17 protein-coding genes are annotated in these 22,934 nt (G+C 66.3%); 4 read left to right on the plus strand and 13 right to left on the minus strand.

Annotated elements, in window-relative coordinates; all coding sequences use genetic code 11:
- Nucleotides 1-18: 18 nt before the first annotated feature.
- The 4 genes from leuS to ACIQF4_RS04955 all read right to left on the minus strand — a co-directional run bounded on the left by leuS (nucleotide 19) and on the right by ACIQF4_RS04955 (nucleotide 7,190).
- Nucleotides 19-2,547 carry a leucine--tRNA ligase gene (gene leuS, locus ACIQF4_RS04940; RefSeq protein WP_400516147.1) on the minus strand — a complete coding sequence of 843 codons (2,529 nt, stop codon included), beginning with the start codon at nucleotides 2,545-2,547 and terminating at the stop codon, nucleotides 19-21.
- A 403-nt stretch (nucleotides 2,548-2,950) separates the two neighbouring features.
- Nucleotides 2,951-4,465, minus strand: coding sequence for a glycerol kinase GlpK (glpK, locus tag ACIQF4_RS04945; protein ID WP_350003192.1), 1,515 nt, complete (start codon nucleotides 4,463-4,465; stop codon nucleotides 2,951-2,953).
- Between the two features lie 55 nt (nucleotides 4,466-4,520).
- Complete coding sequence (locus ACIQF4_RS04950) at nucleotides 4,521-5,270, minus strand: MIP/aquaporin family protein (RefSeq protein ID WP_400516146.1); 750 nt, start codon at nucleotides 5,268-5,270, stop codon at nucleotides 4,521-4,523.
- Nucleotides 5,271-5,360: 90 nt separating this feature from the next.
- Entirely contained in the window at nucleotides 5,361-7,190 is a 1,830-nt protein-coding gene (locus ACIQF4_RS04955; RefSeq protein WP_400516145.1) for a glycerol-3-phosphate dehydrogenase/oxidase, read from the minus strand.
- A 127-nt stretch (nucleotides 7,191-7,317) separates the two neighbouring features.
- Between ACIQF4_RS04955 and ACIQF4_RS04960 the strand changes: the two genes are divergently transcribed.
- Genes ACIQF4_RS04960 through ACIQF4_RS04975 form a run of 4 tightly spaced genes read left to right on the plus strand, consistent with a single transcriptional unit; the run spans nucleotide 7,318 to nucleotide 11,194 of the window.
- Entirely contained in the window at nucleotides 7,318-8,292 is a 975-nt protein-coding gene (locus tag ACIQF4_RS04960; RefSeq protein WP_400516144.1) for a sugar-binding transcriptional regulator, read from the plus strand.
- A gap of 10 nt (nucleotides 8,293-8,302) precedes the next feature.
- Nucleotides 8,303-9,172, plus strand: coding sequence for an aldo/keto reductase (locus ACIQF4_RS04965; protein ID WP_400516143.1), 870 nt, complete (start codon nucleotides 8,303-8,305; stop codon nucleotides 9,170-9,172).
- A gap of 10 nt (nucleotides 9,173-9,182) precedes the next feature.
- On the plus strand, nucleotides 9,183-10,109 hold the full coding sequence (locus ACIQF4_RS04970) for an alpha/beta fold hydrolase (RefSeq protein WP_400516142.1): 927 nt from the start codon (nucleotides 9,183-9,185) through the stop codon (nucleotides 10,107-10,109).
- Entirely contained in the window at nucleotides 10,106-11,194 is a 1,089-nt protein-coding gene (locus tag ACIQF4_RS04975; RefSeq protein WP_400516141.1) for a glycosyltransferase family 4 protein, read from the plus strand. The genes ACIQF4_RS04970 and ACIQF4_RS04975 overlap by 4 nt, the downstream gene beginning before the upstream one ends.
- 9 nt (nucleotides 11,195-11,203) lie before the next feature.
- On the opposite strand, the gene ACIQF4_RS04980 is transcribed toward ACIQF4_RS04975, so the two are convergent.
- The 9 genes from ACIQF4_RS04980 to carA all read right to left on the minus strand — a co-directional run bounded on the left by ACIQF4_RS04980 (nucleotide 11,204) and on the right by carA (nucleotide 22,931).
- Entirely contained in the window at nucleotides 11,204-13,312 is a 2,109-nt protein-coding gene (locus ACIQF4_RS04980) for a primosomal protein N' (protein ID WP_400516140.1), read from the minus strand.
- Between the two features lie 179 nt (nucleotides 13,313-13,491).
- Nucleotides 13,492-14,727, minus strand: coding sequence for a methionine adenosyltransferase (gene metK, locus ACIQF4_RS04985; RefSeq protein ID WP_350003179.1), 1,236 nt, complete (start codon nucleotides 14,725-14,727; stop codon nucleotides 13,492-13,494).
- Between the two features lie 87 nt (nucleotides 14,728-14,814).
- A complete protein-coding gene (gene coaBC / locus ACIQF4_RS04990) occupies nucleotides 14,815-16,056 on the minus strand; it encodes a bifunctional phosphopantothenoylcysteine decarboxylase/phosphopantothenate--cysteine ligase CoaBC (RefSeq protein WP_400516139.1) in 1,242 nt (413 codons plus the stop codon).
- Between the two features lie 38 nt (nucleotides 16,057-16,094).
- Nucleotides 16,095-16,355 (minus strand): DNA-directed RNA polymerase subunit omega, encoded by a 261-nt coding sequence (gene rpoZ / locus ACIQF4_RS04995; RefSeq protein WP_003800778.1) that lies wholly within the window; start codon nucleotides 16,353-16,355, stop codon nucleotides 16,095-16,097.
- Nucleotides 16,356-16,370: 15 nt separating this feature from the next.
- Nucleotides 16,371-16,967 (minus strand): guanylate kinase, encoded by a 597-nt coding sequence (gmk, locus tag ACIQF4_RS05000; RefSeq protein WP_350003174.1) that lies wholly within the window; start codon nucleotides 16,965-16,967, stop codon nucleotides 16,371-16,373.
- Nucleotides 16,968-17,013: 46 nt separating this feature from the next.
- The gene (gene mihF, locus ACIQF4_RS05005; RefSeq protein WP_174174766.1) at nucleotides 17,014-17,331 is read right to left on the minus strand and encodes an integration host factor, actinobacterial type; all 318 of its coding nucleotides are present in this window, start codon (nucleotides 17,329-17,331) and stop codon (nucleotides 17,014-17,016) included.
- Nucleotides 17,332-17,441: 110 nt separating this feature from the next.
- A complete protein-coding gene (pyrF, locus tag ACIQF4_RS05010; RefSeq protein ID WP_400516138.1) occupies nucleotides 17,442-18,314 on the minus strand; it encodes an orotidine-5'-phosphate decarboxylase in 873 nt (290 codons plus the stop codon).
- Nucleotides 18,307-21,636, minus strand: a complete 3,330-nt coding sequence (carB, locus tag ACIQF4_RS05015; protein WP_400516137.1) for a carbamoyl-phosphate synthase large subunit — start codon at nucleotides 21,634-21,636, stop codon at nucleotides 18,307-18,309. The genes pyrF and carB overlap by 8 nt, the downstream gene beginning before the upstream one ends.
- Complete coding sequence (carA, locus tag ACIQF4_RS05020) at nucleotides 21,636-22,931, minus strand: glutamine-hydrolyzing carbamoyl-phosphate synthase small subunit (RefSeq protein ID WP_400516136.1); 1,296 nt, start codon at nucleotides 22,929-22,931, stop codon at nucleotides 21,636-21,638. Before carA ends, carB begins: the two co-directional genes overlap by 1 nt.
- Between the last annotated feature and the right edge of the window lie 3 nt (nucleotides 22,932-22,934).

Below are 22,934 nucleotides of genomic sequence, written 5' to 3' on the forward strand. Positions count from 1 at the left end.
CCGGCGGCCTGGTCCGGCCTAGGCCGGGACGATGTTGACCAGTTTAGGGGCGCGGACAATAACGGTGCGGATGCCACGGCCGTCGAGGGCGCGCTGGACATTCTCCGAGGCCAGCGCCAGCTCGCGCAGCTGGTCCTCGGTCACGGAAGGAGGAACCTCCAGCCTGTCACGCACCTTGCCCTGTACCTGGACCACGGCGGTGACGGTGTCCTGCACCAGCAGGGACTCGTCGTGCGCCGGCCAGCCCGCATTGGCCACCGAGGCAGGGTGCCCCAGCACGTTCCACATGTCCTCAGCCGTATACGGGGCGAACAGGCTCAGGATCACGGCAACCGCCTCCGCCGCCTCACGGACAGCCGGGTCAGTTCCGCCTGCGCCGGAGTCGATGGCCTTCCGGGTTGCGTTGACCAGTTCCATCAGCTTGGCCACCACGACGTTGAACTTGTTGGCGTCCAGGAGTTCGGCGGCGTCCGCGATGGTCCGGTGCGTGACGGAACGCAGGGCGCGGTCGCCGGTGGCCACGTCAACACCGGGTTCGCTGGCCACGTCCTGGGCGAGGCGCCAGGCGCGGGCCAGGAACTTCGCAGAGCCCGACGGCGAGACGTCAGCCCAGTCCACGTCGTCCTCCGGCGGGGAGGCGAAGATCATGGTCAGGCGCACCGCGTCCACGCCGTACTTGTCCAGCTGCTCCCCGAGGTCCACACCGTTGCCCAGCGATTTGCTCATCGCCTTGCCGCCGTTGAGGACCTGGCCCTGGTTGAGCAGTGCGGTGAAGGGTTCGTTGGCGTCGATCAGGCCGAGGTCGTTGATGACCTTGGTGAAGAACCGGGCATACAGCAGGTGCAGGATCGCGTGCTCCACACCGCCGACGTACTGCCCCACCGGCATCCAGTCGTTGATCTTCTGGGGATCGAAGGGGCCCTCGGTGTAGTCCGGTGAAACGAAGCGGAGGAAGTACCAGGACGAGTCCACAAAGGTGTCCATGGTGTCCGTGTCGCGCTTGGCGGGCCCATGGCAGGTGGGGCACTCGACGTTCACCCAGGCCTCGGCGGCGGCGAGGGGCGAGGTGCCCTTCGGTGACAGGTCCTCGCCGCGCAGGTCGGAGGGCAGCGTAACGGGCAGCTGCTCATCCGGCACCGGAACTTCGCCGCAGGACGGGCAATGGATGATCGGAATGGGAGTACCCCAGAACCGCTGGCGGCTCAGCAGCCAGTCCCGCAGCCGGAAGTTCACGAACTTCTCGCCCGTGCCCTGCTTCTCCAGCACGGCGATCGCGGCCGGAATGGCCTCGGCCTTGGGCAGGCCGTCCAGGTCGCCTGAGTTGATCAGGGTCCCCTCGCCCGCCGTCGCGGTACCGGACACGGCCGGGTCTTCCTCGCCGGTGTCCAGGACGGCCCGCACGGGGAGGTCGAACTTGCGGGCGAAGTCCAGGTCGCGCTGGTCGTGGGCGGGCACGGCCATGATGGCCCCGGTGCCGTAGTCGGCCAGGACGTAGTCCGCCGCCCATACCGGCAGCTTCTCGCCGTTCAGGGGGTTGATGGCGTACCGGCCGGTGAAGACGCCCGTCTTTTCGCGTTCGGTGGACTGGCGTTCAATTTCGGAGAGCGCCTTGACCTGTTCGCGGTAGTCGTCCAGGGCGGCGGCATGCTCGTCCGTGACGAGTTCGACGGCGAGCGGTGCGTCTGCGGCCACCACGAAGAACGTTGCGCCGTACAGGGTGTCCGGGCGGGTGGTGAAGACCGTGACCTCCTTGGCGGGCCTGCCGCCGTCGGCCTCAATCACAAAGTTGACGTGCGCACCCTCGGACCTGCCGATCCAGTTTTTCTGCATGGCCAGCACGCGCTCAGGCCAGTGGCCGCGTAGCTGCTCCATGTCATCGAGCAGCCGGTCCGCGTACTCGGTGATTTTGAAGTACCACTGGTTGAGGGACTTCTTGGTGACGGTGGTGCCGCAGCGCTCGCAGGCGCCGTTGACTACCTGTTCGTTGGCCAGCACGGTCTGGTCCTTGGGGCACCAGTTGACCGGGGAGTTCTTCCGGTAGGCCAGGCCGCGCTCGTAGAAGCGCTTGAACAGCCACTGGGTCCAGCGGTAGTACTCCGGATCGGAGGTGTGCAGCCGCCGGGACCAGTCCGCGGAGATGGCGTACCGCTTGAAGGACGCGGCCTGGGTGTCGATGTTGGCGTACGTCCACTCGCTGGGGTGGGCGTTGCGCTTGATCGCGGCATTCTCCGCTGGCAGGCCGAAGGAGTCCCAGCCGATGGGGTGCAGGACGTCGTAGCCCTTCTGGCGCAGGTAGCGTGCCACGACATCGCCCATGGCGAACGCTTCCGCGTGGCCCATGTGCAGGTCACCGGATGGGTAGGGGAACATGTCCAGCACGTAGCGGCGCTCGCGCGACCCGTCGTCGACGGGGGTGAAGACCTTAAGGTCCTCCCACACCTGCGGCCATTTGGCCTCCATCGCCGTGAAGCTGTAGGTGCCCTCCTCGGGCACGTCCGCTGACACTGTTGCTGCTGTTCCGGTCTCTGTCTCCGGCTGAACGCCCACTGCTGCCCTCTTCTGTTCTGTTACGGCATCGGTGCTGCCATAACGGCCTGATCCTCCTGCTGCCACCGGAAATGCTCCCGGACACACAAAAGCCCCTCACCATGGAGGGGCTGCCGCACGCTATCCGTTGTTTCGGATACCGGGCGGCTGGCTAAGCAGAAGGATCGCACGCATGCAACCACTTTAGCGCACCTCTGCCGCCCCTAAGCGTCAGTTGCACACGGGCGGCGGAGGTTAGCAGCGAAGACCCTCTGTTTGTGGATGGAGGGTGACTAAAGCGAAAGCAAGGAAGGCGGCCCCTCGCCCGGGTGTGGTGGGCACCGCGGAGCGGGCGGGGCAGGGGCCGCCTTCCTTGCGTGGTGCGACGGGGACCGCCGCAACCACGAACTGCTGTCTGTCTGGGCTACTTCACGTCCTCGTCAACCCAGTCCATGGACTTCGTGACGGCCTTCTTCCACAGGCGCAGCTGGCGGTCCTGCTCAGCCTGGTCCATCTGCGGCTCCCAGCGCTTGTCCTCGGACCAGTTGGCCGAGCACTCCCCCAGGTCCTTCCAGAAGCCGACGGCGAGGCCGGCCGCGTAGGCCGCACCCAGGGCGGTGGTCTCCACAACCTTAGGCCGGATGACGGGAACGCCCAGGATGTCCGCCTGGAACTGCATCAGGGCATCATTGGCCACCATGCCGCCGTCGACCTTCAGCTCGGTGAGCGGAACACCCGAGTCCGCGTTCACGGCGTCCAGCACCTCGCGGGTCTGGAAGGCGGTGGCTTCCAGCGCGGCACGGGCAATGTGGTTCTTGTTCACGAACCGGGTCAACCCGACGATCGCGCCGCGGGCATCCGAGCGCCAGTACGGCGCGAAGAGGCCGGAGAACGCGGGCACGATGTACACACCGCCGTTGTCCTTCACGGACGCGGCGAGGGTTTCCACTTCGGGGGCGCTGCTGATCATTCCCAGGTTGTCCCGCAGCCACTGGATGAGCGAGCCTGTGACGGCGATGGAGCCTTCCAGGGCGTAGTGCGGGGCAGCATCTCCGAGCTTGTAGCCGACAGTCGTCAGCAGCCCGTTCTTGGAATGGACGATCTCCTCGCCGGTGTTGAAGATCAGGAAGCAGCCCGTGCCGTACGTGTTCTTCGCCTCGCCGGCCTCGAAGGCTGCCTGCCCGAACGTGGCCGCCTGCTGGTCGCCCAGGATCCCGGCAACGGGAACTTCCCGCAGGAGCTGGGAGGTATGCACGGTGCCGTACACCTCGGAGGAGGACTTGATCTCCGGCATCATGGTCCGGGGAACACCGAAGATGCCAAGGATCTCGTCGTCCCACTGCAGGGTTTCCAAGTCCATGAACAGCGTGCGGGAGGCGTTGGTGACATCGGTGACATGCACTCCACCGTTGACGCCGCCGGTCAGGTTCCACAGGACCCAGGAGTCGGTGTTGCCGAACACCAGGTCGCCGGCTTCGGCTTTGGCCCTGGCACCCTCCACATTGTCGAGGATCCACTTGATCTTGGTACCGGAGAAGTAGGTGGCAAGCGGCAGGCCCACTTTTTGCTTGAAGCGGTCAGCCCCGCCGTCCTTGGACAGCTGGTCCACAATGTCCTGGGTGCGGGTGTCCTGCCAGACGATGGCGTTGTAGACGGCCTCACCTGTGGTCTTGTCCCACACCACGGCAGTTTCGCGCTGGTTGGTGATGCCGACGGCGGCAATGTCGTGCCGTGTCAGGTTCGCCTTTGACAGGGCGGAGGCAATGACCTCGCGGGTGTTGTTCCAGATTTCGGCGGCGTTGTGCTCAACCCAGCCGGCCTGCGGGAAGATCTGTTCGTGTTCCATCTGCCCCGAGGACACGATGCTCCCGCTGTGGTCGAAGATGATGGCACGGGTGCTGGTGGTTCCCTGGTCGATGGCGATTACGTACTGGTTCATGATGGACGTCCTTGTCTGTATCGGTGATGTGGGCAGGGTGGGTTGGTTTATGGGGTCAGGCTGCGGCGGTAACGATGATGGGCGCGAGGTTGGCCACGATGCCGGCAAGGGCACCGCCTACCAGCGGGCCTACCACCGGGATCCAGGAGTATCCCCAGTCGCTGGAGCCCTTGCCCTTGATGGGGAGCACGGCGTGGGCGATGCGGGGACCGAGGTCGCGGGCAGGGTTGATGGCGTAACCGGTGGGGCCGCCGAGGGACACGCCGATGCCGACGACGAGCAGGGCGACAGCGAGCGGGCCCAGGCCTGAGGGGGTTCCGCCGAAGGTAAGGATGACGAACACCAGGACGAAGGTGCCGATGATTTCGGTGACCAGGTTCCAGGGGGTGGACCGGATGGCGGGCCCGGTGGAGAAGACGCCGAGCTTGCTGGCAACCTCCGGCTCCGCATCAAAGTGCTGCTTGTACGCCAGCCAGCACGCCACGGCACCAAGGAAGGCGCCCAGCAGTTCGCCGCCGAAGTACGTCAGCGTGGAGGCGAAGTCCACCGGTACGTCCGGGGCGTATTCGGCTTTTCCGTTGACCAGCAGCCCGAGCGTGACGGCTGGATTCAGGTGGGCACCCGATTTCGCGGCAACGAAGACGCCGGCGAAGACAGCGATGCCCCATCCCCAGGTGACCATCAGGAACCCACCGCTGTTGCCTTTAGTCCCCCGCAGGGCAACGTTGGCGACGACGCCGCAACCCAGGAGGGTCAGCATCGCCGTTCCGAATACTTCGGAAAGGAAAACTATTCCAAGAGACATCTTTGACTCCTTTATTTTCTGATGGAGGTCCTTCGTGGGTTGAAGGACCGTGGGCCGGGGCGGGTTGCCGCCCCGGCCTGCAACCGGGTGCTAGGCGACCAGGCTGTGGGTTTCTACACGGTGGAACTTTTGCAGCACATCTTGCGCGTGCTTGATCTCTGCAGCGCGGACCGCGGCGTTCCAGCCAAGGGGAACGGCCAGCAGATCTGCCACCTCGTTCAGCAGTTCGCCCGTCACCAGGCCCCTGAATGCCAGGGAAGTCCGGCGGATGAGGACGTCCACGAGGTGCCCCACCTGCTCGTTGGCGGCCATGAACTCCAGTTCACGGACGCTCAGCTCGCGGGTGGAATGCAGCAGCCTGTCGGGTCCGGCGTCGAGGTACTCCATGACGGTTTCGGCACGGGTCCCGTACCTGGTCAGGAGTACCGCGGTGCGGTCGGCGTCACGGCCGGAGGCCATGTGCGCCTTGATCCATTTCTGCACGCCGGGCTCGTCAGCGGGAAAGCCTGCGCCGCCGCCGATGGGGAGCTGGGCGGTGGAGACCTTGCGGTCCATCCCGATCTCGGCCAGCACGTCGTTGGTCATGTGTTCGGCCAGGGCACGGAAGGTGGTCCACTTCCCGCCGACGAGGCTCAGGACCACGGCGCCCTTTCCGTTCCCGTCCTGTCCGGGTTCGCGGCGCTCGATGCGGTAGTCGCGCGACACGAAGCCGGGCTGGGTGGCGTCATGGCGTGGCAGCGGCCGGACTCCGGAAAAGGTGTAGACGATCTGGTCGCGCGTAACGGCGATGTCCGGGAAGACGTGGCCCACCAGGTCGAAGAAATACTCGATTTCCTCGTCGGTGCAGACGGCGTCCTGTGCCATGTCAGCGTCCACGTCGGTGGTCCCCACCAGGACCCGGTCCCCCATGGGATAGATCAGGACGATGCGTCCGTCCGTGTGCTCGAAGAAGATCTCCCTGCCGCGGCAGGCTTCCAGCAGCGCAGGGTTGTCCAGCACGATGTGGGAGCCCTTGGTGCCGCCCATGAAGGCGGAAGCCGTGCCCATCGCCTCGTTGGTCAGGTCCACCCAGGCGCCCGTGGTGTTAACGATGACGTCTGCGGTGAAGTCGAATTCCTCGCCCGTGAGTTCGTCCCGCAGCCGGACGGTGCTTCCCTTGCCGGTGCCCGGATTGGGCTTACCGGTCATGGACTGCAGGGAAACGTAGTTGCTGGCACGGGCCGTGTAGCCCTGGGCGTTGCCTTCGCCCGCAGCCGCACGGCCGGCCTTTTCCCCGTCCTGGAGGACGTCCAGCGTGAGCCGCTCCGGGTTGTGCACGGAAGCGTCAAAGTAGGTGGCGGTGTACTTGACGTCGGGGCGGAGGGCCGGCAGTTCCGCACGGGCACGCTGGCCGCTGCGGAACTGGTGCCGCGGGACGGTGCCGCCGTCGCGGGAGAACGAGTCGTAGAGGCTCAGGCCAAGCTTGATGAGGAAGGCGCCGCGTTCCTTGGGCTTGCCCTGCTGCTTGTGCGTCAGGAAGCGCAGGGGGGCTGACAGTACACCGGAAAAAGTGCTGAAGATGGGAATGGTGGTCTGCAGCGGCTTCACGTAGTGCGGAGCGATGCGCAGCAGCCGGTTGCGTTCCACCACTGATTCCTGCACCAGGCGGAATTCGCCGTTCTCGAGGTAGCGGATGCCGCCGTGGATCATATGCGACGAGGCCCCGCTGGCCCCCTGGCAGTAGTCGCCGCGTTCAACGAGCGCAACGTCCACACCCTGCAGCGCGAGGTCACGGAAGGTTCCTACGCCGTTGATGCCGCCCCCAACCACCAGCACCTTCGCGTGCGGCCGGCGCCGCAGATGGTGGACGGAACTGCGTTCGGCTCCCGGCTTCTCCGCAGGTGCTGCGGAAGGTCGGCCGGTTAAATCCTTGGGTCCCAAAACGACTCCCTTGGGGCTTTGTGTGGCGCGGGCAACCGAGTGGGCGGGCCCGCCGTTCTCCACTATTGTTTGGACTAATGGAAAATGGAGTCAAGCACTATGCACAAACGTGCACGAGGGAGCGGTAATGGACCCGTCAAGGCACTCTGAAGCCCTCCGAGCTGCACAAATGTATTATCTGCAGGACCTGACCATGGATGCGATAGCCCGCGAACTGCGAACCTCCAGATCCACCGTGTCCCGGCTCCTGTCCTCCGCACGCGAATCCGGACTGGTCCAGATCCAGATCCGCAACCCCCTGGACACCGGTCCGGAGCTCGAGGGCAGGATCCGGCACCATTATGGCGTCGACGTCCATGTAGTGCCGGTCCTGGAAACACTGAATGAAGCCGAGACCCTGGACCGCGTGGCCATGCAGGCAGCGCGCACCATCGGACCCCTGGTGGATTCGAACGCCATCATCGGCGTGGCCTGGGGATCCACGCTGAGCGCAGTCAGCCGCCACCTCACCCGCAAGATCACCCATGACAGCGTGATCGTGCAGTTGAACGGCGCCGGCAACATGCACACCACCGGCATCACGTACGCCAGCGACATCATGCGGCGGTTCGGGAGCGCCTACGGGGCGCGGGTGGAGCAGTTCCCCGTACCGGCGTTTTTCGACCACGCCGCCACCAAGACCGCCATGTGGAATGAGCGCAGCGTGCAACGGATCCTGGAACTCCAGGCCAAGATGAGCATTGCCATTTTCGGTGTGGGATCAGTGGATGCGGACTACCCCAGCCACGTCTACGCGGGTGGATACCTGGATGAGACGGACCTGAACATCCTGGCCACGTCCGACGTCGTGGGTGACGTTGCCACCGTCTTCTTCCGCGGCGACGGATCCTCCGACGGCATCGTCCTCAACGAAAGATCCACGGGGCCGGCCCTCGCCGAACTGCGGCAGGTCCGGCGGAGGATTTGCGTGGTGTCCGGGGTCTCCAAGATCAAGGGGCTCCGCGGCGCCCTGGCCGCCGGCCTGGCCACCGACCTGATCCTGGACGAGGCCACCGCGCGGCGCCTGGTGGATTTCGAGGGCCTCACGGCGGCCAATGGGTAGAGTCGTGGCTATGAGAACCTCACCGCGGCTCAGCCTGAACAACGGCGTGCTGATCCACCAGCTCGGCTTTGGACTGTACAAGGTCCCCGCCGCGGACGCGGAAGGGCTCGTTGCCACCGCGCTCGCTGCCGGCTACCGCCACTTTGACACCGCAGCCATGTACGGCAACGAAACCGGAGTGGCCCGCGGGATCAATTCCCAACTGGGCGGGTACGCCGGCAGCGGCGGCTCCGGCGAGCTGTTCCCGGCGTTGTCCAGGGAAGACGTGTTCATCACCACGAAGGTGTGGAACGACCACCACGGCTACGACGCGACGCTGAGGGCCTTCGACGACTCCATGGTCAACCTCGGCCTTGATTATGTGGACATGTACCTCATCCACTGGCCCTGCGCCAGGCGCGGGCTGTTTTCCGATACCTACCGGGCCCTGGAGACCCTGTACCGGGAAGGGAAGGTCCGTGCCATCGGCGTCAGCAACTTCCAGCCGTCCCACCTTGACCGGCTGCTCCAGACTGCGGAGGTGGTGCCCGCCGTCAACCAGATTGAACTGCACCCGTGGCTGCAGCAGGCGGAACTGCGCACGCTGCATGACGGGCTGGGGATCAGGACGGAGGCATGGAGTCCGCTGGGCCGCGGACAGGTCCTGGCCGATCCCGTTGTCCACGCCTGCGCTTCTGAACACGGCAAGACGCCCGCCCAGGTAATCCTCCGCTGGCACATGCAGCTGGGGAACATTGCCATTCCGAAGGCCAGCACCGAGGGGCGCATCCGGGAAAACCTCAACATCTTCGACTTCGAACTCTCGGACCGGGACATGGCTGCGCTTGCAGGCCTGGACCGGGGGCACCGCACCGGCTCGCACCCGGACCACGTCAATTAAGGCAGCACCGATGACCACAGCACGGCCCGGGCCTGCCTCGCCGGCCTACTTCAGCCATGGACTTGAGTCCCGCACGTCGTCCTCCTCGGTGGAGATCGACGGCGGGAAGGTTGCCTTCTGGACGTACGAGCCGGTGCACGCCGGTCCGGAAACGCGGACCATCCTGGTAATCCATGGCTTCCGCGGAGACCATCACGGACTCCTGCGCGTGGCAGACCAGCTTTCCGAGATGCGCATCATTATGCCGGACCTGCCCGGATTCGGCGGCTCCGACGCGTTCACGTCCGGCCGGCATTCCGTGGAGCAGTATGGCTCCTTCATTACCGGATTCATGGCGGCCCTTGGCCTGGGCCCCGAGACGGTCCTGCTGGGACATTCCTTCGGCTCGATCATTGCCGCGCACTTCGTGGCCGATCATCCGGGATCGGTGAACCCCCTGATCCTCATCAATCCCATTGCGGCACCGGCGCTGGAAGGGCCAAAGGGCGTGATGACCCGGCTCGCGGTCCTCTACTACCGGCTTGCCGCGCGCCTTCCCCGGCACCTGGGACTGGCTTTGCTGCGGAGCCCGCTGATAGTCCGGATCATGAGCGAAACCATGGCCAAGACCGCCGACAGGGACCTGCGCCGTTTCATCCACGGCCAGCACAGCGCCTACTTCAGCGCTTTTGCCAGCCGTGACAGCCTGCTTGAATCCTTTACCGCGTCGGTCAGCAGCCACGTGGCCGAGGTGGCCGGCCGGCTCACCCTTCCGGTGCTGCTGATCGCCGGCGAAAAAGATGAGATCGCCGTCCTCCCCGACCAGCGCCGCCTCGCTGCGCTGCTGCCGGACGGCGAACTCAAGGTGATTCCCGGCGTCGGACACCTCATCCATTACGAAACGCCCGAACCGGCAGCCTCGTTCATCCGCAGCTTCCTTAAGGACCACCCCGCGTGAAGATTGTCATCGACGCACGTTTTACCCGGACCGACCACCACGACGGCATCAGCCGCTACGGGGCAAGCCTGATCGCCGCCACCGCGAAGATCGCGGACGTTTCCATGTTGGTCTCCGACGTCCGGCAGCTCCCCCTGCTCCCCGATGTTCCCTACACCCTGATCAGCAGCCCGTTGTCGCCAAGGGAGCTTTTTGTGGCGCGCACCATCAACCGGCTTGGCGCCGACGTGGTGGTATGCCCCATGCAGACGATGGGCACCTGGGGCCGCAAATACGGCCTGGTGCTGACGCTCCACGACCTCATCTACTACGAGCACCCTGCCCCGCCGGGGTTCCTGCCGGCACCGGTCCGGCTTCTGTGGCGGCTGTACCACAAGGCTTTCTGGCCGCAGCGCCTGCTCCTCAACCGGGCCGACACTGTGGCCACCATCAGCCGGACCACCGAGGCGCTGATCGCAAAGTACCGCCTGACGCACCGCCCCGTGAGGATTATCAGCAACGCCCCCCAGCCGGAGCAGGAGCACGGGCCCCGGCCAGCCGGCGCCGGGGAAGACCGCGCGCTGGTCTACATGGGCTCTTTCATGCCGTACAAGAACGTCGAAACCATGGTGGCGGGAATGGCGGGCCTGCCCGGCTACACCCTCCACCTGCTGAGCCGCATCACGCCCCAACGCCGTGCCGAACTGGAAAAGCTGGTTCCACCAGGGGCGCACGTGGTGTTCCACAACGGCGTCACGGACGGGGAGTATCACGAATTCCTGCGCTCGGCTGCGGCGCTGGTAAGCCTTTCACGGGCCGAAGGCTACGGGCTTCCCCTGGTGGAAGCCATGGCGCTCGGCACTCCCGTTATTGCCAGCGATATCCCCATCTTCCGGGAGGTCGGCGGGGACGCCGCCCTCTACGTTGACCCTGCATCCCCCCGGCAGTTTGCCGAAGCCGTGCACACCCTCCAGGACAATGCCCGCTGGGAGGAACTGTCGCGGCGCTGCGTTGCCCGTGCCCGGGAGTTCAGCTGGGACGAGTCGGCACGGCAGCTGGTGGATGCAGCCCACGAAATCGTGGTCCGGCGCCGGCGCCGCCGGTAGGGTACCGCCCTAGAGGACGTCGATGCCGTCCAGCCGGAGCTGGAAGGGCTCGCTGGAGCGTTTTGCCGCTGCCGCAGCCCTGGTGACACGCAGGACACGGGTGACGGCCCCGGCCTGTCCATAGGGGAAGAAGAGCAGGGTGCGCACATCCTCAGCTGAGCGGCGGGGCGATGGCGGACCGCTCAGCACCACGGGTGCCGGTCCGGCTGTCCGCAAGGTGATACCCCCGGAGGCCAAGTCTGCTGCCACGGCCGCCGTGTAGTGCTCGACGGCGGCGCGCGGCCCGGTAACGGACGCGGTGCGGACCGCGGGGGGAAGCTGCAGCTCCGCCCGCAGCGACAGTTCCCGCTCCGCGTAACCGGCCGGATCCCAGCGAAGCAGGGCACCCACGGCAGCTGTATCCGCCGCGGTGACCACCACCAGTCCGCCGTCCGATGCAGGACGCACCAGCGCGGCCGCATTGAACCACCGCCGCACGGTGTCCTCGCCGGCGCGCAGTGTCTCACGGCGCAGGAGGGAATCGCCGTCCAGGAGCAGCGCTGCCGCATATCCCCCATCCGCCACGGGTTCGGCACCCACCGTGGCCACCACCAATGCCTTGCCTGAACCCACGGCAGCCTTCACCTGGTCCCCCGAGGAAGTGATGACGGTCTTCCCGGGAAAGGCGCGGCCGAGCTCCTCTGCTGTCCTGATGACTCCGGTGGCGCCCTTGCGCAGGCGCCGGCCGCCGCAGTGCGCGCAGTGCCAGTCCGGCGCCGGCGTGGAGCACCAGCGGCATTGGGGCATGGCGGACGTGCCGCTGGCGCCTGCAACGGCCAGGGGTCCCTGGCAGCTGCCGCAGCGGGCCGGCTCGCGGCACATCTCGCAGGCGAGCGACGGCGCATATCCGGCGCGGGCCACCTGGACAAGGACCGGTCCACGCTCCAGCCCTTCCTTGGCGGCCCGCCATGCGGCACCGGGCAGGCGGGCGATCCGGGCCAGCGGATCCCGCTCCTGCTCGAAGCTGTCAGCAGTGTTGACGATGCGCGGGACCGTCCTGCGGACGTCAGGGCGGCCGGCTTCGACAGCACGCGCCCAGCCTGCCGCTACCAGCCGCTGGGCCTCCGTGCTGCGCGAGTGGCCCGCAAGGAGGCAGGCGGCATCTTCCTGTTCGGCCCGCAGGAGCAGCACCTCGCGGGCGTGCGCATACGGGGCGCGTTGCTCGATGTGGAGGTCGTCGCCGTCGTCCCAGCAAACCACCAGTCCCAGGTCCTGGACCGGGGCAAAAGCTGCGGACCTTGTCCCGATGGCAATCCGGGCGGTCCCCGCCAGGAGCCGAAGGAAATTCCGATAGCGCGGGGTGGGACCGTCGTCGGCCGCCAGCCGGGCAACGGCGTCTTCGGGCAGCAGGGCATGGAGCGCCTCTTCAAGGCGGTCAAGGTCCCGGTAATCGGGTACCACCACCACGGCGCCCCGCCCTGAAGCGTAGGCGGCGGCCACCGCTTCCGCCAATAGCCGGGGCCATCCAGCCGTGCCGTATCCCTGCAGCGGGTTCAGTACAGCCCTTGGGGAACCGCCCCCGGCCAGGTGGTGGAGGAAGGCCTGGCCGTTGTGATAGGCCGCCCAGGCACCCGGCAGGGTGGCCGGCTCGGGCTCGGCTCGAAGCTGCGTGGCCTCGCGCGGTTCTGCCTTGTCCGGCGCTGCCGGCGCGTCCGGTTCCGCCGCGACGAACTCCTTTTCCAGTTTCGCGACGCGGGGCGGGACAGCGACCCGGAGGACGTCGCTGACCGTGCCGGCGTAGCGTGCGGCGACGGAAGAAACGAGCTCCCGGACAGCGGGCGTGAGCACGGAAACCGGGGACACAACCTTTGCCAGGGGCACCAGGGTGTGTCCGGCGTCGGATTCGGCAACGCGTTCCATCAGGAAACCGCTGAGGTCCTGGCCGTTGAACTTGACCTTGACCCTGACGCCCGGCATGGCAGCCTCGTCGAGGGTGTCCGGAACCCCGTAGTCGAAGAGCCGGTCCAGGTGCGGCAGGGAGGATTCCACCAACACCCGGGCTACGGGCAGGTGCCTGGCCAGTTGCGGCCCGGCGGGCCTTGTGGTGGACGGAAAGCCCTGCAGGAGTGAGGGCTGCACGGTGCCGGGAAGCTCCGGGGACGGGCGGGCAGGACTGTCAGCAGCGATGGCAGTAACCTCCGTTCGGCTCCCTGATGGACAAATTCAGCCAAGCACAGGGCACTGACATTGCGTCGCAGGCAAAGATGCAAGCCGAGATGCAGGCGAAGTTACAGGCAGCCAGTCCGGCGGTGCGGGGCCTAGGCGTTGAAGAACGCCTTGAGGTCGTCCACGCGGTCCAGCCGCTCCCAGGTGAAGTCAGGCTCGTCGCGGCCAAAGTGTCCGTGCGCCGCGGTCTTGGCGTAGATGGGCCGCTTCAGGTCCAGTGCGTCGATGATGGCGCGGGGGCGCAGGTCGAAGATCTCCGCGATGGCGGCACTGATCCGGGCCGGGTCAACCGTTTCCGTGCCGAACGTTTCCACGTAGGTGCCCACCGGACGGGCCTGGCCGATGGCGTAGGCAATCTGGATTTCTGCACGCTTGGCCAGCCCCGCGGCAACCACGTTCTTGGCAACCCAGCGCATGGCGTATGCGGCGGAGCGGTCAACCTTGGACGGGTCCTTGCCCGAGAAGGCGCCGCCGCCGTGGCGGGCCATGCCGCCGTAGGTGTCAACGATGATCTTGCGCCCGGTCAGGCCGGCATCACCAACGGGGCCGCCGATGACGAACTCGCCGGCCGGGTTCAGGATGTTGCGGACGCGGGAGAGGTCGAGGTTGGCCCCTGCCAGCACAGGCTTGATGACGATGGCGGCAAGGTCTGCGCGGAGCTGGTCCAGGCTTGCGCCTTCGGCATGCTGGCTGCTGATGACAACGGTTTCCACGGAGACCGGGACATCCTTGTCATAGCCGACCGTCACCTGGGTCTTGCCGTCGGGGCGGAGGTAGGCCAGTTCGCCTGATTTGCGGACTTCGGTGAGCCGTTCGGAGAGCCGGTGTGCCAGCCAGATGGGCAGTGGCATGTAGGAGGGTGTTTCGTCGCTGGCGTAGCCGAACATCAGGCCCTGGTCGCCGGCGCCCTGGAGGTCGTAGTCGTCTTCCTGCCGCCCTTCGCGGGCTTCGAGCGAGTTGAAGACGCCGCCGGCGATGTCGTTGGACTGCTGGCCGATGGACACGGACACGCCGCAGCGGGCGCCGTCGAACCCGTTGGCCGATGAATCGTAGCCGATGCCCAGGATGGTTTCCCGCACGATCTGGGGAATCTCGACGTAGGCATCAGTGGTGACCTCGCCCGCAACGTGGACCAGGCCCGTGGTGGCCATGGTTTCCACCGCAACCCGCGATTCGGGGTCAGCAGCCAGAAGCGCATCCAGGATTGCGTCACTGATCTGGTCGCAGATCTTGTCCGGATGGCCTTCGGTAACCGACTCGGAAGTGAAGAGCCGCAGCGCGCTGGGGGTGGCTCCGGACGTGTGGGGAAGGTGCAGCGGTAAAGTCACTCAACTACCTTACTGGTTGGAATCCGGACTCCCCGAAGGGAAGCCTCTGGAGATGTCTCCGTACTAAGCAAACGTGGCGTGGAACACTCAGGCGCGCGGCGACACAGAATTCAGTTCGTGGCCGATCCGGCTGATGACGGCTGCGGAAACCTCCGTCTTGGTTCCGGACGCCTCCTGTGGTTCGGAGCCGGAGCGGGCCAGGATGACAACGGAATTGGTGTCCTGCCCGAAGACCTTGTCCGTTCCCACGTGGTTGACCACCAGCAGGTCGCAGCCCTTGCGCTGCAGCTTCGCCCGGGCGTGCGCCAGGACATCACCGTCGCTGTCTCCGGTCTCAGCCGCAAAACCGACAATCAGTTGCTGCCGCCCGCCCGGGGCGGCACTGTTCCGGCGTTCCACAAGTTCGTGCAGGATGTCCGGGTTGCGGACCAGCGTGATGACGGGGTCGTCGCGGTCGTCGCGCTTCTTGATCTTGGTGTCGGAAACCGCCGCGGGGCGGAAGTCCGCAACGGCCGCGGACATGATGACGACGTCGGAGTCAGCTGCCGCCGCAAGCGCGGCTTCGCGAAGCTGCAGGGCGGTTTCAACGGGCACAACCTCGACGCCGGAGGGAGGGGGAACATCCATGTGTGCTGCCAGCAGGCGGACAGTCGCGCCGGCGTTCCTGGCGGCTACGGCCAGGGCGACGCCCTGCTTGCCGGAGGACCTGTTGCCCAGGAAGCGCACCGGATCCAGGGGTTCGCGGGTTCCACCGGCACTGATGGTGACTGTGCGGCCGGCCAGCGGCAGCTGGAAGTCCGTCTGTCCTTGCACCAGTGCCATGGCGGCATCGAAAATGGCGTCCGGTTCCGGGAGCCTGCCCGGACCGGAATCAGCGCCCGTGAGCCTGCCGCTGGCAGGTTCCAGGACGGCTGAGCCGCGGCTTCGCAACGTTTCCACGTTGGCTTGGGTTGCCGGGTGCTGCCACATCTCGGTGTGCATGGCCGGGGCAAACAAAACGGGGCCGCGGGCCATCAGCAGGGTGTTGGTCAGCAGGTCCCCCGCCTGTCCGGTGGCAGCCTTGGCCAGGAGGTCGGCGGTGGCCGGGGCGATAACGATCAGGTCTGCCTCGTGGCCCAAACGGACATGGTTGACCTGGTGGACGTCGTCGAAGACGCTGTTGCTGACCGGATTTCCGGACAACGCCTCCCACGTGGCAGTGCCAACAAAGCGGGTGGATGCCTCGGTGGGGATCACCGTGACGTCGTGGCCGGCTTCAGTAAAAAGCCGGAGGAGCGATGCCACCTTGTAGGCGGCAATCCCTCCCCCGACTCCGAGGACTATGCGCACGTGACCTCCGTCAACAGCAAGTCAGTTCGGCGGCAGTCTTACTCTGCTGCTTCAATCGGCGTGGAAACCAGCTTGCCTTCGTTGATCTCGCGCAGTGCGATCGAAAGCGACTTCTCGTTCAGCTTGGTGTCAACCAGCGGGCCGACGTATTCGAAAAGGCCCTCGTGCAGCTGGGCGTAGTAAGCGTTGATCTGACGAGCACGCTTGGCACCGAAAATCACCAGGCCGTACTTGGAATCGGCTGCCTCAAGCAGCGAGTCGATCGGCGGGTTGATGATGCCTTCAAGGTTCGTGGACACGAATTCTCCAAAGTTCTAGCGGGCTGACGGTTCCGGCGCTCCATGCGGGTGCGGGGTCAGCCCCATGAGTGAAACAAGCTCGTCCGCTGCCCGGCGAACGTCGTCATTGATGACGGTGTAGTCGAACTCCGGTTCAGCAGCAAGTTCCAGTTTAGCGGTTTCCAGCCGTCGCTGCTGTTCCTCCGGTGTTTCCGTGCCGCGGCCCACCAGGCGGCGGACCATTTCGTCCCAGCTGGGCGGGGCCAGGAAAACGAACTGTGCGTCCGGAACAGCGGCCTTCACCTGCCGGGCACCCTGCAGGTCGATTTCCAGGAGCACGGAACGGCCCTCGGCGATGGCCTGGTTGACGGTGCTTTTCAACGTCCCGTAGGTGTTCTGCCCGTGGACCACGGCCCATTCCAGGAGTTCACCGTCGGCAATGAGCTGCTCGAACTCCTCCTTGGACTTGAAGAAGTAGTGGACGCCGTCCTGCTCGCCGGGGCGGGGCGCCCGGGTGGTGGCGGAAACGGACAGCCACACCTCGGGATAGTTGTCGCGGATGTAAGTGGACACGGTGCCTTTGCCAACAGCCGTCGGACCTGCGAGGACTGTCAGTCCAGGTTTCTTGCTCACGTATTCCTTTGCCGGGGTATGGGGTGGGCGGGCCTGGCGGCCCGGCCTAACTCTCGTCTATAAAATCTACCAGCGCGCGGCGCTGGTGGATGCCCAGGCCGCGGACCCTGCGGGAGGCCGCGATTCCCAGCTGGTCCATGATGGCCGCCGCCCGGACCTTTCCGATGCCCGGGAGGGCCTCAAGGAGTTCGGAGACCCTCATGCGTGCCAGCGCCTCGTCCTGCAGCGCGGAGCTGATGATGTCCGCGGCGGATCTCTCGCCGTTTTTGAGGCTTTCCTTGGCCGCCGCGCGGGTGGCCCTGGCTGCTGCTGCCTTGTTCAGGGCCTCAGCCCGTTCCGACGCGGATAACGGTCGCAGGACCATGGTGCACACCCCCGGATTCGGTGGACGGGTCCAGGGGCGACCGCCCTTGGACCTGTCCTGAAACTACCCTTTGGTGCTGCCCGAATCAATGCATGCGGTGAAACGGACCACTATTCCCCGCGGAGCCCATCCAGGGTCCGTTGCGCCGCGTCCCGCAGGCCGCGCGGCTCCGGCCCCGCGGAGAGGATGTCCCTGCTTGAGGTGCCCAGGACCTGCGGGTACGCCGTGCCGAAGGTCGCGCGGAGGTCGGCCGGTGTGGCACCCTGCGCGCCGAGCCCCGGGGCCAGGACCGGTCCGCGGACGGCGGCCAGGTCCAGGTCCAGCTCGGACAGGGCAGAGCCCACGGTTGCCCCCACCACCAGGCCCACGGAGCCGAGGCTCCCCTGGTAGCGGCGGTTTTCCACGGCAGCCGCCTGGGTGATCCTGCGGGCAACGGAATCCGCTCCCCCGACGTGCTGGACAGACGCGCCCTCGGGGTTGGACGTCAGTGCAAGGACGAAAACGCCGCGGCCGGTCTCGGCTGCCAGGTCCAGCGCGGGGCGCAGCGACTCGAAGCCAAGGTAGGGACTGAGCGTGACCGAATCGGCCGCCAGGGGTGAATCGTCCCGGAGCCAGGCGTCGGCATAGGCCGCCATGGTGGAGCCGATGTCACCCCGCTTGGCATCGGCGATGGTGAGCACCTGCTCGTCGCGTGCTTCTGCAAGAAGCTCCTCAAGGACAGCCATCCCCGCGGAGCCGTGGCGTTCGTACAGCGCCACCTGGGGCTTGATGGCGGCAGCGAGCGAAGCGACGGCCTCCAAAACCGTCAGCGAGAAGCGCCTCAGGCCGGCGGCGTCGTCGTGCAGCCCCCAGCCCTTCAGCAGGGCAGGGTGGGGATCGATGCCGACGCACAGCGGACCGCGTGCGGCCATGGCGGCACCCAGCCGGGAGCCGAATGACTCCCGGCCGGGTGCTTCACGGGACGGCGCTGCCTGCTCAGGCATGCTGCAGTGCCGCCTTCTGGGACGCGGCTTTCTGCGATTCGGCCAAGGAGGCGGCGTGCTCCTGCAGGCTGGTGACCGACCACTCGTAGGTCCGCATGGCCTCGATGGCCTGGACCGCGGCGTTGAACTCAGCCACCGTGGTGATGCAGGGAATGCCGATGGAGGTGGCGGCTGCGCGCAGTTCGTAGCCGTCGCTGCGGGCCTCGCCACCGGACGGCGTGTTGAAGACCATGTCGATCTCCCCGGCAATGACCAGGTCTGCAATGGTGCCTTCACCCTCGGCGCTGCTGCCCTCGGCAACCTTGCGGACAGGGGTGGCCTGGATGCCGTTGCGGCGCAGGACGTCCGCGGTGCCGCCGGTGGACACGATCTCGAAGCCGAGGTCCGAGAGCCGCTTGACGCCCATGATCACGGAGCGCTTGTCCCGGTTGGCCACGGAGACAAAGATCTTGCCTTCGGTGGGCAGGGCATTGTTGGCTGCGGCCTGGCTCTTGGCGAACGCGGTGTCGAAGTGCTTGTCGATGCCCATGACCTCACCGGTGGAGCGCATTTCGGGGCCGAGCAGGGAGTCAACCACCTTGCCCTCAAGCGTGCGGAAGCGGCTGAACGGCAGGACTGCCTCCTTGACGGACACCGGGGCATCCAGCGGAAGCGTGGAACCGTCGCCCACCTCGGGCAACATCTTGTAGGCGCTGCGGAGCTGGTTGATGGTCACGCCGGTGCCGATCAGGGCAGCTGCCTTGGCCATCTGCACGCCGGTGGCCTTGGAGACGAACGGCACGGTCCGGGACGCGCGGGGGTTTGCTTCCAGGACGTAAAGGACGTCTGAGGCCAGGGCGAACTGGATGTTGATCAGCCCGCGGACGCCCACGCCTTCGGCGATGGCGCGCGTTGCCGTCCGTACCCGTTCCAGGACGTTGGTGCCCAAGGTGATGGGCGGCAGGACGCAGGCGGAGTCGCCGGAGTGGATGCCGGCTTCCTCGATGTGCTCCATGATGCCGCCCAGGTACATGTCGGTCCCGTCGAAGAGGGCGTCGACGTCGATTTCGACGGCGTCCTCCAGGAACCGGTCAATCAGCACCGGGTGGTCCGGGGTAATTTCCGTGGCGTTGGCGATGTAGCGGGACAGGTTGGGCTCGTCGTAGACGATCTCCATGCCCCGGCCGCCGAGGACGTAGGACGGGCGGACCAGCACCGGGTAGCCGATTTCGTCAGCGATCTTCTTGGCATCCTCGAAGGACACGGCGGTGCCGTTCTTCGGGGAAATCAGGCCGGCCTTGTCCAGCACGCGGGAGAACATGCCGCGGTGCTCGGCGAGGTCGATGGCCTCCGGCGAGGTGCCGAGGATGGGAACGCCGGCGTCCGCCAGCTGCTGTGCCAGTTTGAGGGGGGTCTGGCCGCCGAGCTGGACGAAGACACCCATCACGCCGCCGGTGCGTTCCTCGGCGGCGATGACCTCCAGCACGTCCTCGAGCGTCAGGGGCTCGAAGTACAGGCGGGTGGAGATGTCGTAGTCGGTGGAGACGGTTTCCGGGTTGCAGTTGACCATGACTGTCTCGTATCCGGCCTTGCGCAGCGCCATGGAGGCGTGCACGCAGGAGTAGTCGAACTCGATGCCCTGGCCGATCCGGTTGGGACCGGAGCCGAGGATCAGGATGGACGGCTTGGAGTGCAGCGCAACCTCGTCCTCTTCGTCGTACGCCGAGTAGTGGTACGGCGTGTAGGCGGCAAACTCCGCCGCACAGGTGTCCACAGTCTTGTAGACCGGACGGATGCCCAGGGCCTGGCGGACGCCGCGGACCACGGCCTCGGAGTTGTGGGTCAGGGCGCCGATCTGCTCATCGGAGAAGCCGTGGCGCTTGGCGCGCTTCAGCATGTCAGCCGTCAGCGCACCGGCCTGGCGGATTTCCCGGGAGATCTCATTGAGCAGCTGGAGCTGGTCCAGGAACCAGGGATCGATCTTGGTGGCCTCAAAGAGGTCCTCCACCGTGGCGCCGCCCAGGAGTGCTCGCTGGACCTGGTGCAGGCGTTCCGTGGTGGGACGCTTGGCCTTCTCGATGAGCTCCGGAACTTCCCATTCAGGGACGGAGCTGAAGTCCAGCTGCGAGCCCTTCTGCTCCAGGGAGCGCAGGGCCTTCTGCAGGGCCTCGGTGAAGTTGCGACCCATGGCCATGGCCTCGCCCACCGACTTCATGGTGGTGGTGAGGGTGTTGTCCGCCGCCGGGAATTTCTCGAACGCGAACCGCGGCACCTTGACCACAACGTAGTCCAGGGTGGGTTCGAAGGATGCCGGGGTCTTCTGGGTGATGTCGTTGGGGATTTCGTCCAGTGTGTAGCCCAGGGACAGCTTGGTGGCGATCTTGGCGATGGCGAAGCCCGTGGCCTTGGAGGCCAGCGCGGAAGACCGGGACACGCGCGGGTTCATCTCGATGACCACAACACGGCCGGTGGCGGGATCGATGGCGAACTGGATGTTGCAGCCGCCGGTGTCCACGCCCACTTCACGGATGACGGCGATGGAGATGTCGCGCAGCCGCTGGTACTCGCGGTCGGTGAGGGTAAGGGCCGGAGCCACGGTGATGGAGTCGCCGGTGTGGACGCCCACGGGATCGAAGTTCTCGATGGAGCAGACCACCACGACGTTGTCGTTCTTGTCCCGCATCATCTCGAGCTCGTATTCCTTCCAGCCGAGGATGCTCTCTTCGAGCAGCACCTCGCTGGTGGGGCTGTACTGCAGGCCCTGGCCCACGATGCGGCGGAGGTCCTCCTCGTTGTAGGCGAGGCCCGAGCCCAGGCCGCCCATGGTGAAGGAGGGGCGGACCACCATGGGGTAGCCGAGGTCTTCGGCGGCCTTCAGGGCCTCGTCCATGCTGTGGATGATGTGGCTGCGGGCGGATTCGGCGCCGCAGCGCTCCACCACGCCCTTGAACTTCTCGCGGTCCTCGCCGAGCTCGATGGCTGCGATATTGGCGCCGATGAGCTCCACGTTGTACTTCTCGAGCACACCGTTCTTATCCAAGGCGATGGCTGTGTTCAGCGCGGTCTGCCCGCCCAGCGTGGGCAGCACGGCGTCGGGGCGTTCCTTGGCGATGATCTTCTCCACCACCTCGGGGGTGATGGGCTCGATGTAGGTGGCGTCGGCGAACTCGGGGTCGGTCATGATGGTGGCCGGGTTGGAGTTGACCAGGATGACCCGCAGGCCCTCCTCCTTCAGGACGCGCAGCGCCTGCGTGCCGGAGTAGTCGAACTCGGCGGCCTGGCCGATGACGATCGGGCCGGAACCAATGACGAGGACGCTCTTGAGGTCTGTACGTTTCGGCATTACTTCTTGTCCTCAGTCTTGTTGTGGTTTTTGTGTTCAGCGCCTGCGTTGTCCGCCTGGGCGGGATGTGCAGAGTCCACCGGGTCCTTGGACAGGTTGGCGGTCCTGCCGTCCCGCGTTCCCTCCATGAGGTCGATGAAGCGGTCGAACAGGTAGGCGGCGTCGTGCGGGCCGGCCGCTGCCTCGGGGTGGTACTGCACGGAGAAGGCGGGGATGTCCAGGCAGGCGAGGCCTTCCACGACGTCGTCGTTGAGGCTGACGTGGCTGACCTCCACGCGGCCGTAGCGCTCCTCGGGAGCCATCGTGGCGCCGTCGAGCGGTGCATCCACGGCAAAGCCATGGTTCTGGGAGGTGATTTCCACCTTGCCGGTGCGGCGGTCCATCACGGGCTGGTTGATGCCGCGGTGGCCGTAGCGGAGCTTGTAGGTGCCGAAGCCGAGCGCGCGGCCCAGGATCTGGTTGCCGAAGCAGATGCCGAAGTACGGCAGCTTCTCGTCCAGGACGGAACGGAGCAGCTTAACCTGCGCGTCTGCCGTGGCGGGGTCGCCAGGACCGTTGGACATGAAGAAGCCGTCCGGGTTTACGGCCTTGACGTCCGCCAGGGTGGCGGTGGCGGGCAGCACGTGGACGCGGACGCCGCGTTCCGCGAACCGGACGGGGGTCATGGCTTTGATGCCAAGGTCGACGGCGGCAATGCTGAACCGGGGCTCGCCTTCCCAGCCGTGGTCCTTGGGTTCCACCACGTACGCTTGGTCGACGCTGACCTCTTCGGCCAGGCGGGCGCCTTCCATCGGGGCGCTGGCCAAGACGGCATCAACCAGTTCCTTGTCCGTGGCCTGCGCAGCTTCGCCGGAGAAGATGCCGGCACGCATGGTCTTGTGCTCACGCAGGTGGCGCGTGATGGCCCGGGTGTCCACACCCTGGATGCCCACGATCCCCTGGGCCACCAGCTCCTCGTCCAGTGAGCGCTCGGAGCGCCAGTTGGACGGGCGGCGGGCGGCGTCGCGGACGATGTAGCCCGCAACCCAGATGCGGCGGGACTCGGCGTCGTCATTGTTCACGCCGGTGTTGCCGATGTGCGGTGCCGTTTGGACCACGAGTTGGCGGGCGTAGGAAGGGTCCGTGATGGTTTCCTGGTAGCCGGTCATGCCCGTGGCGAAGACTGCTTCTCCGAGGGCGGTTCCGGTGGCGCCATAGCTGCTGCCGCGGAAGATGCGGCCGTCTTCGAGCACCAGCGCAGCTGGAGCGGAAACAGAAGCTGATACTGGGGCGGTTGTTGCTGTGTTTGTTGTCACTGT

The organism is Pseudarthrobacter sp. NPDC092202, assembly GCF_044755505.1.
Classification (GTDB): Bacteria; Actinomycetota; Actinomycetes; order Actinomycetales; family Micrococcaceae; genus Arthrobacter.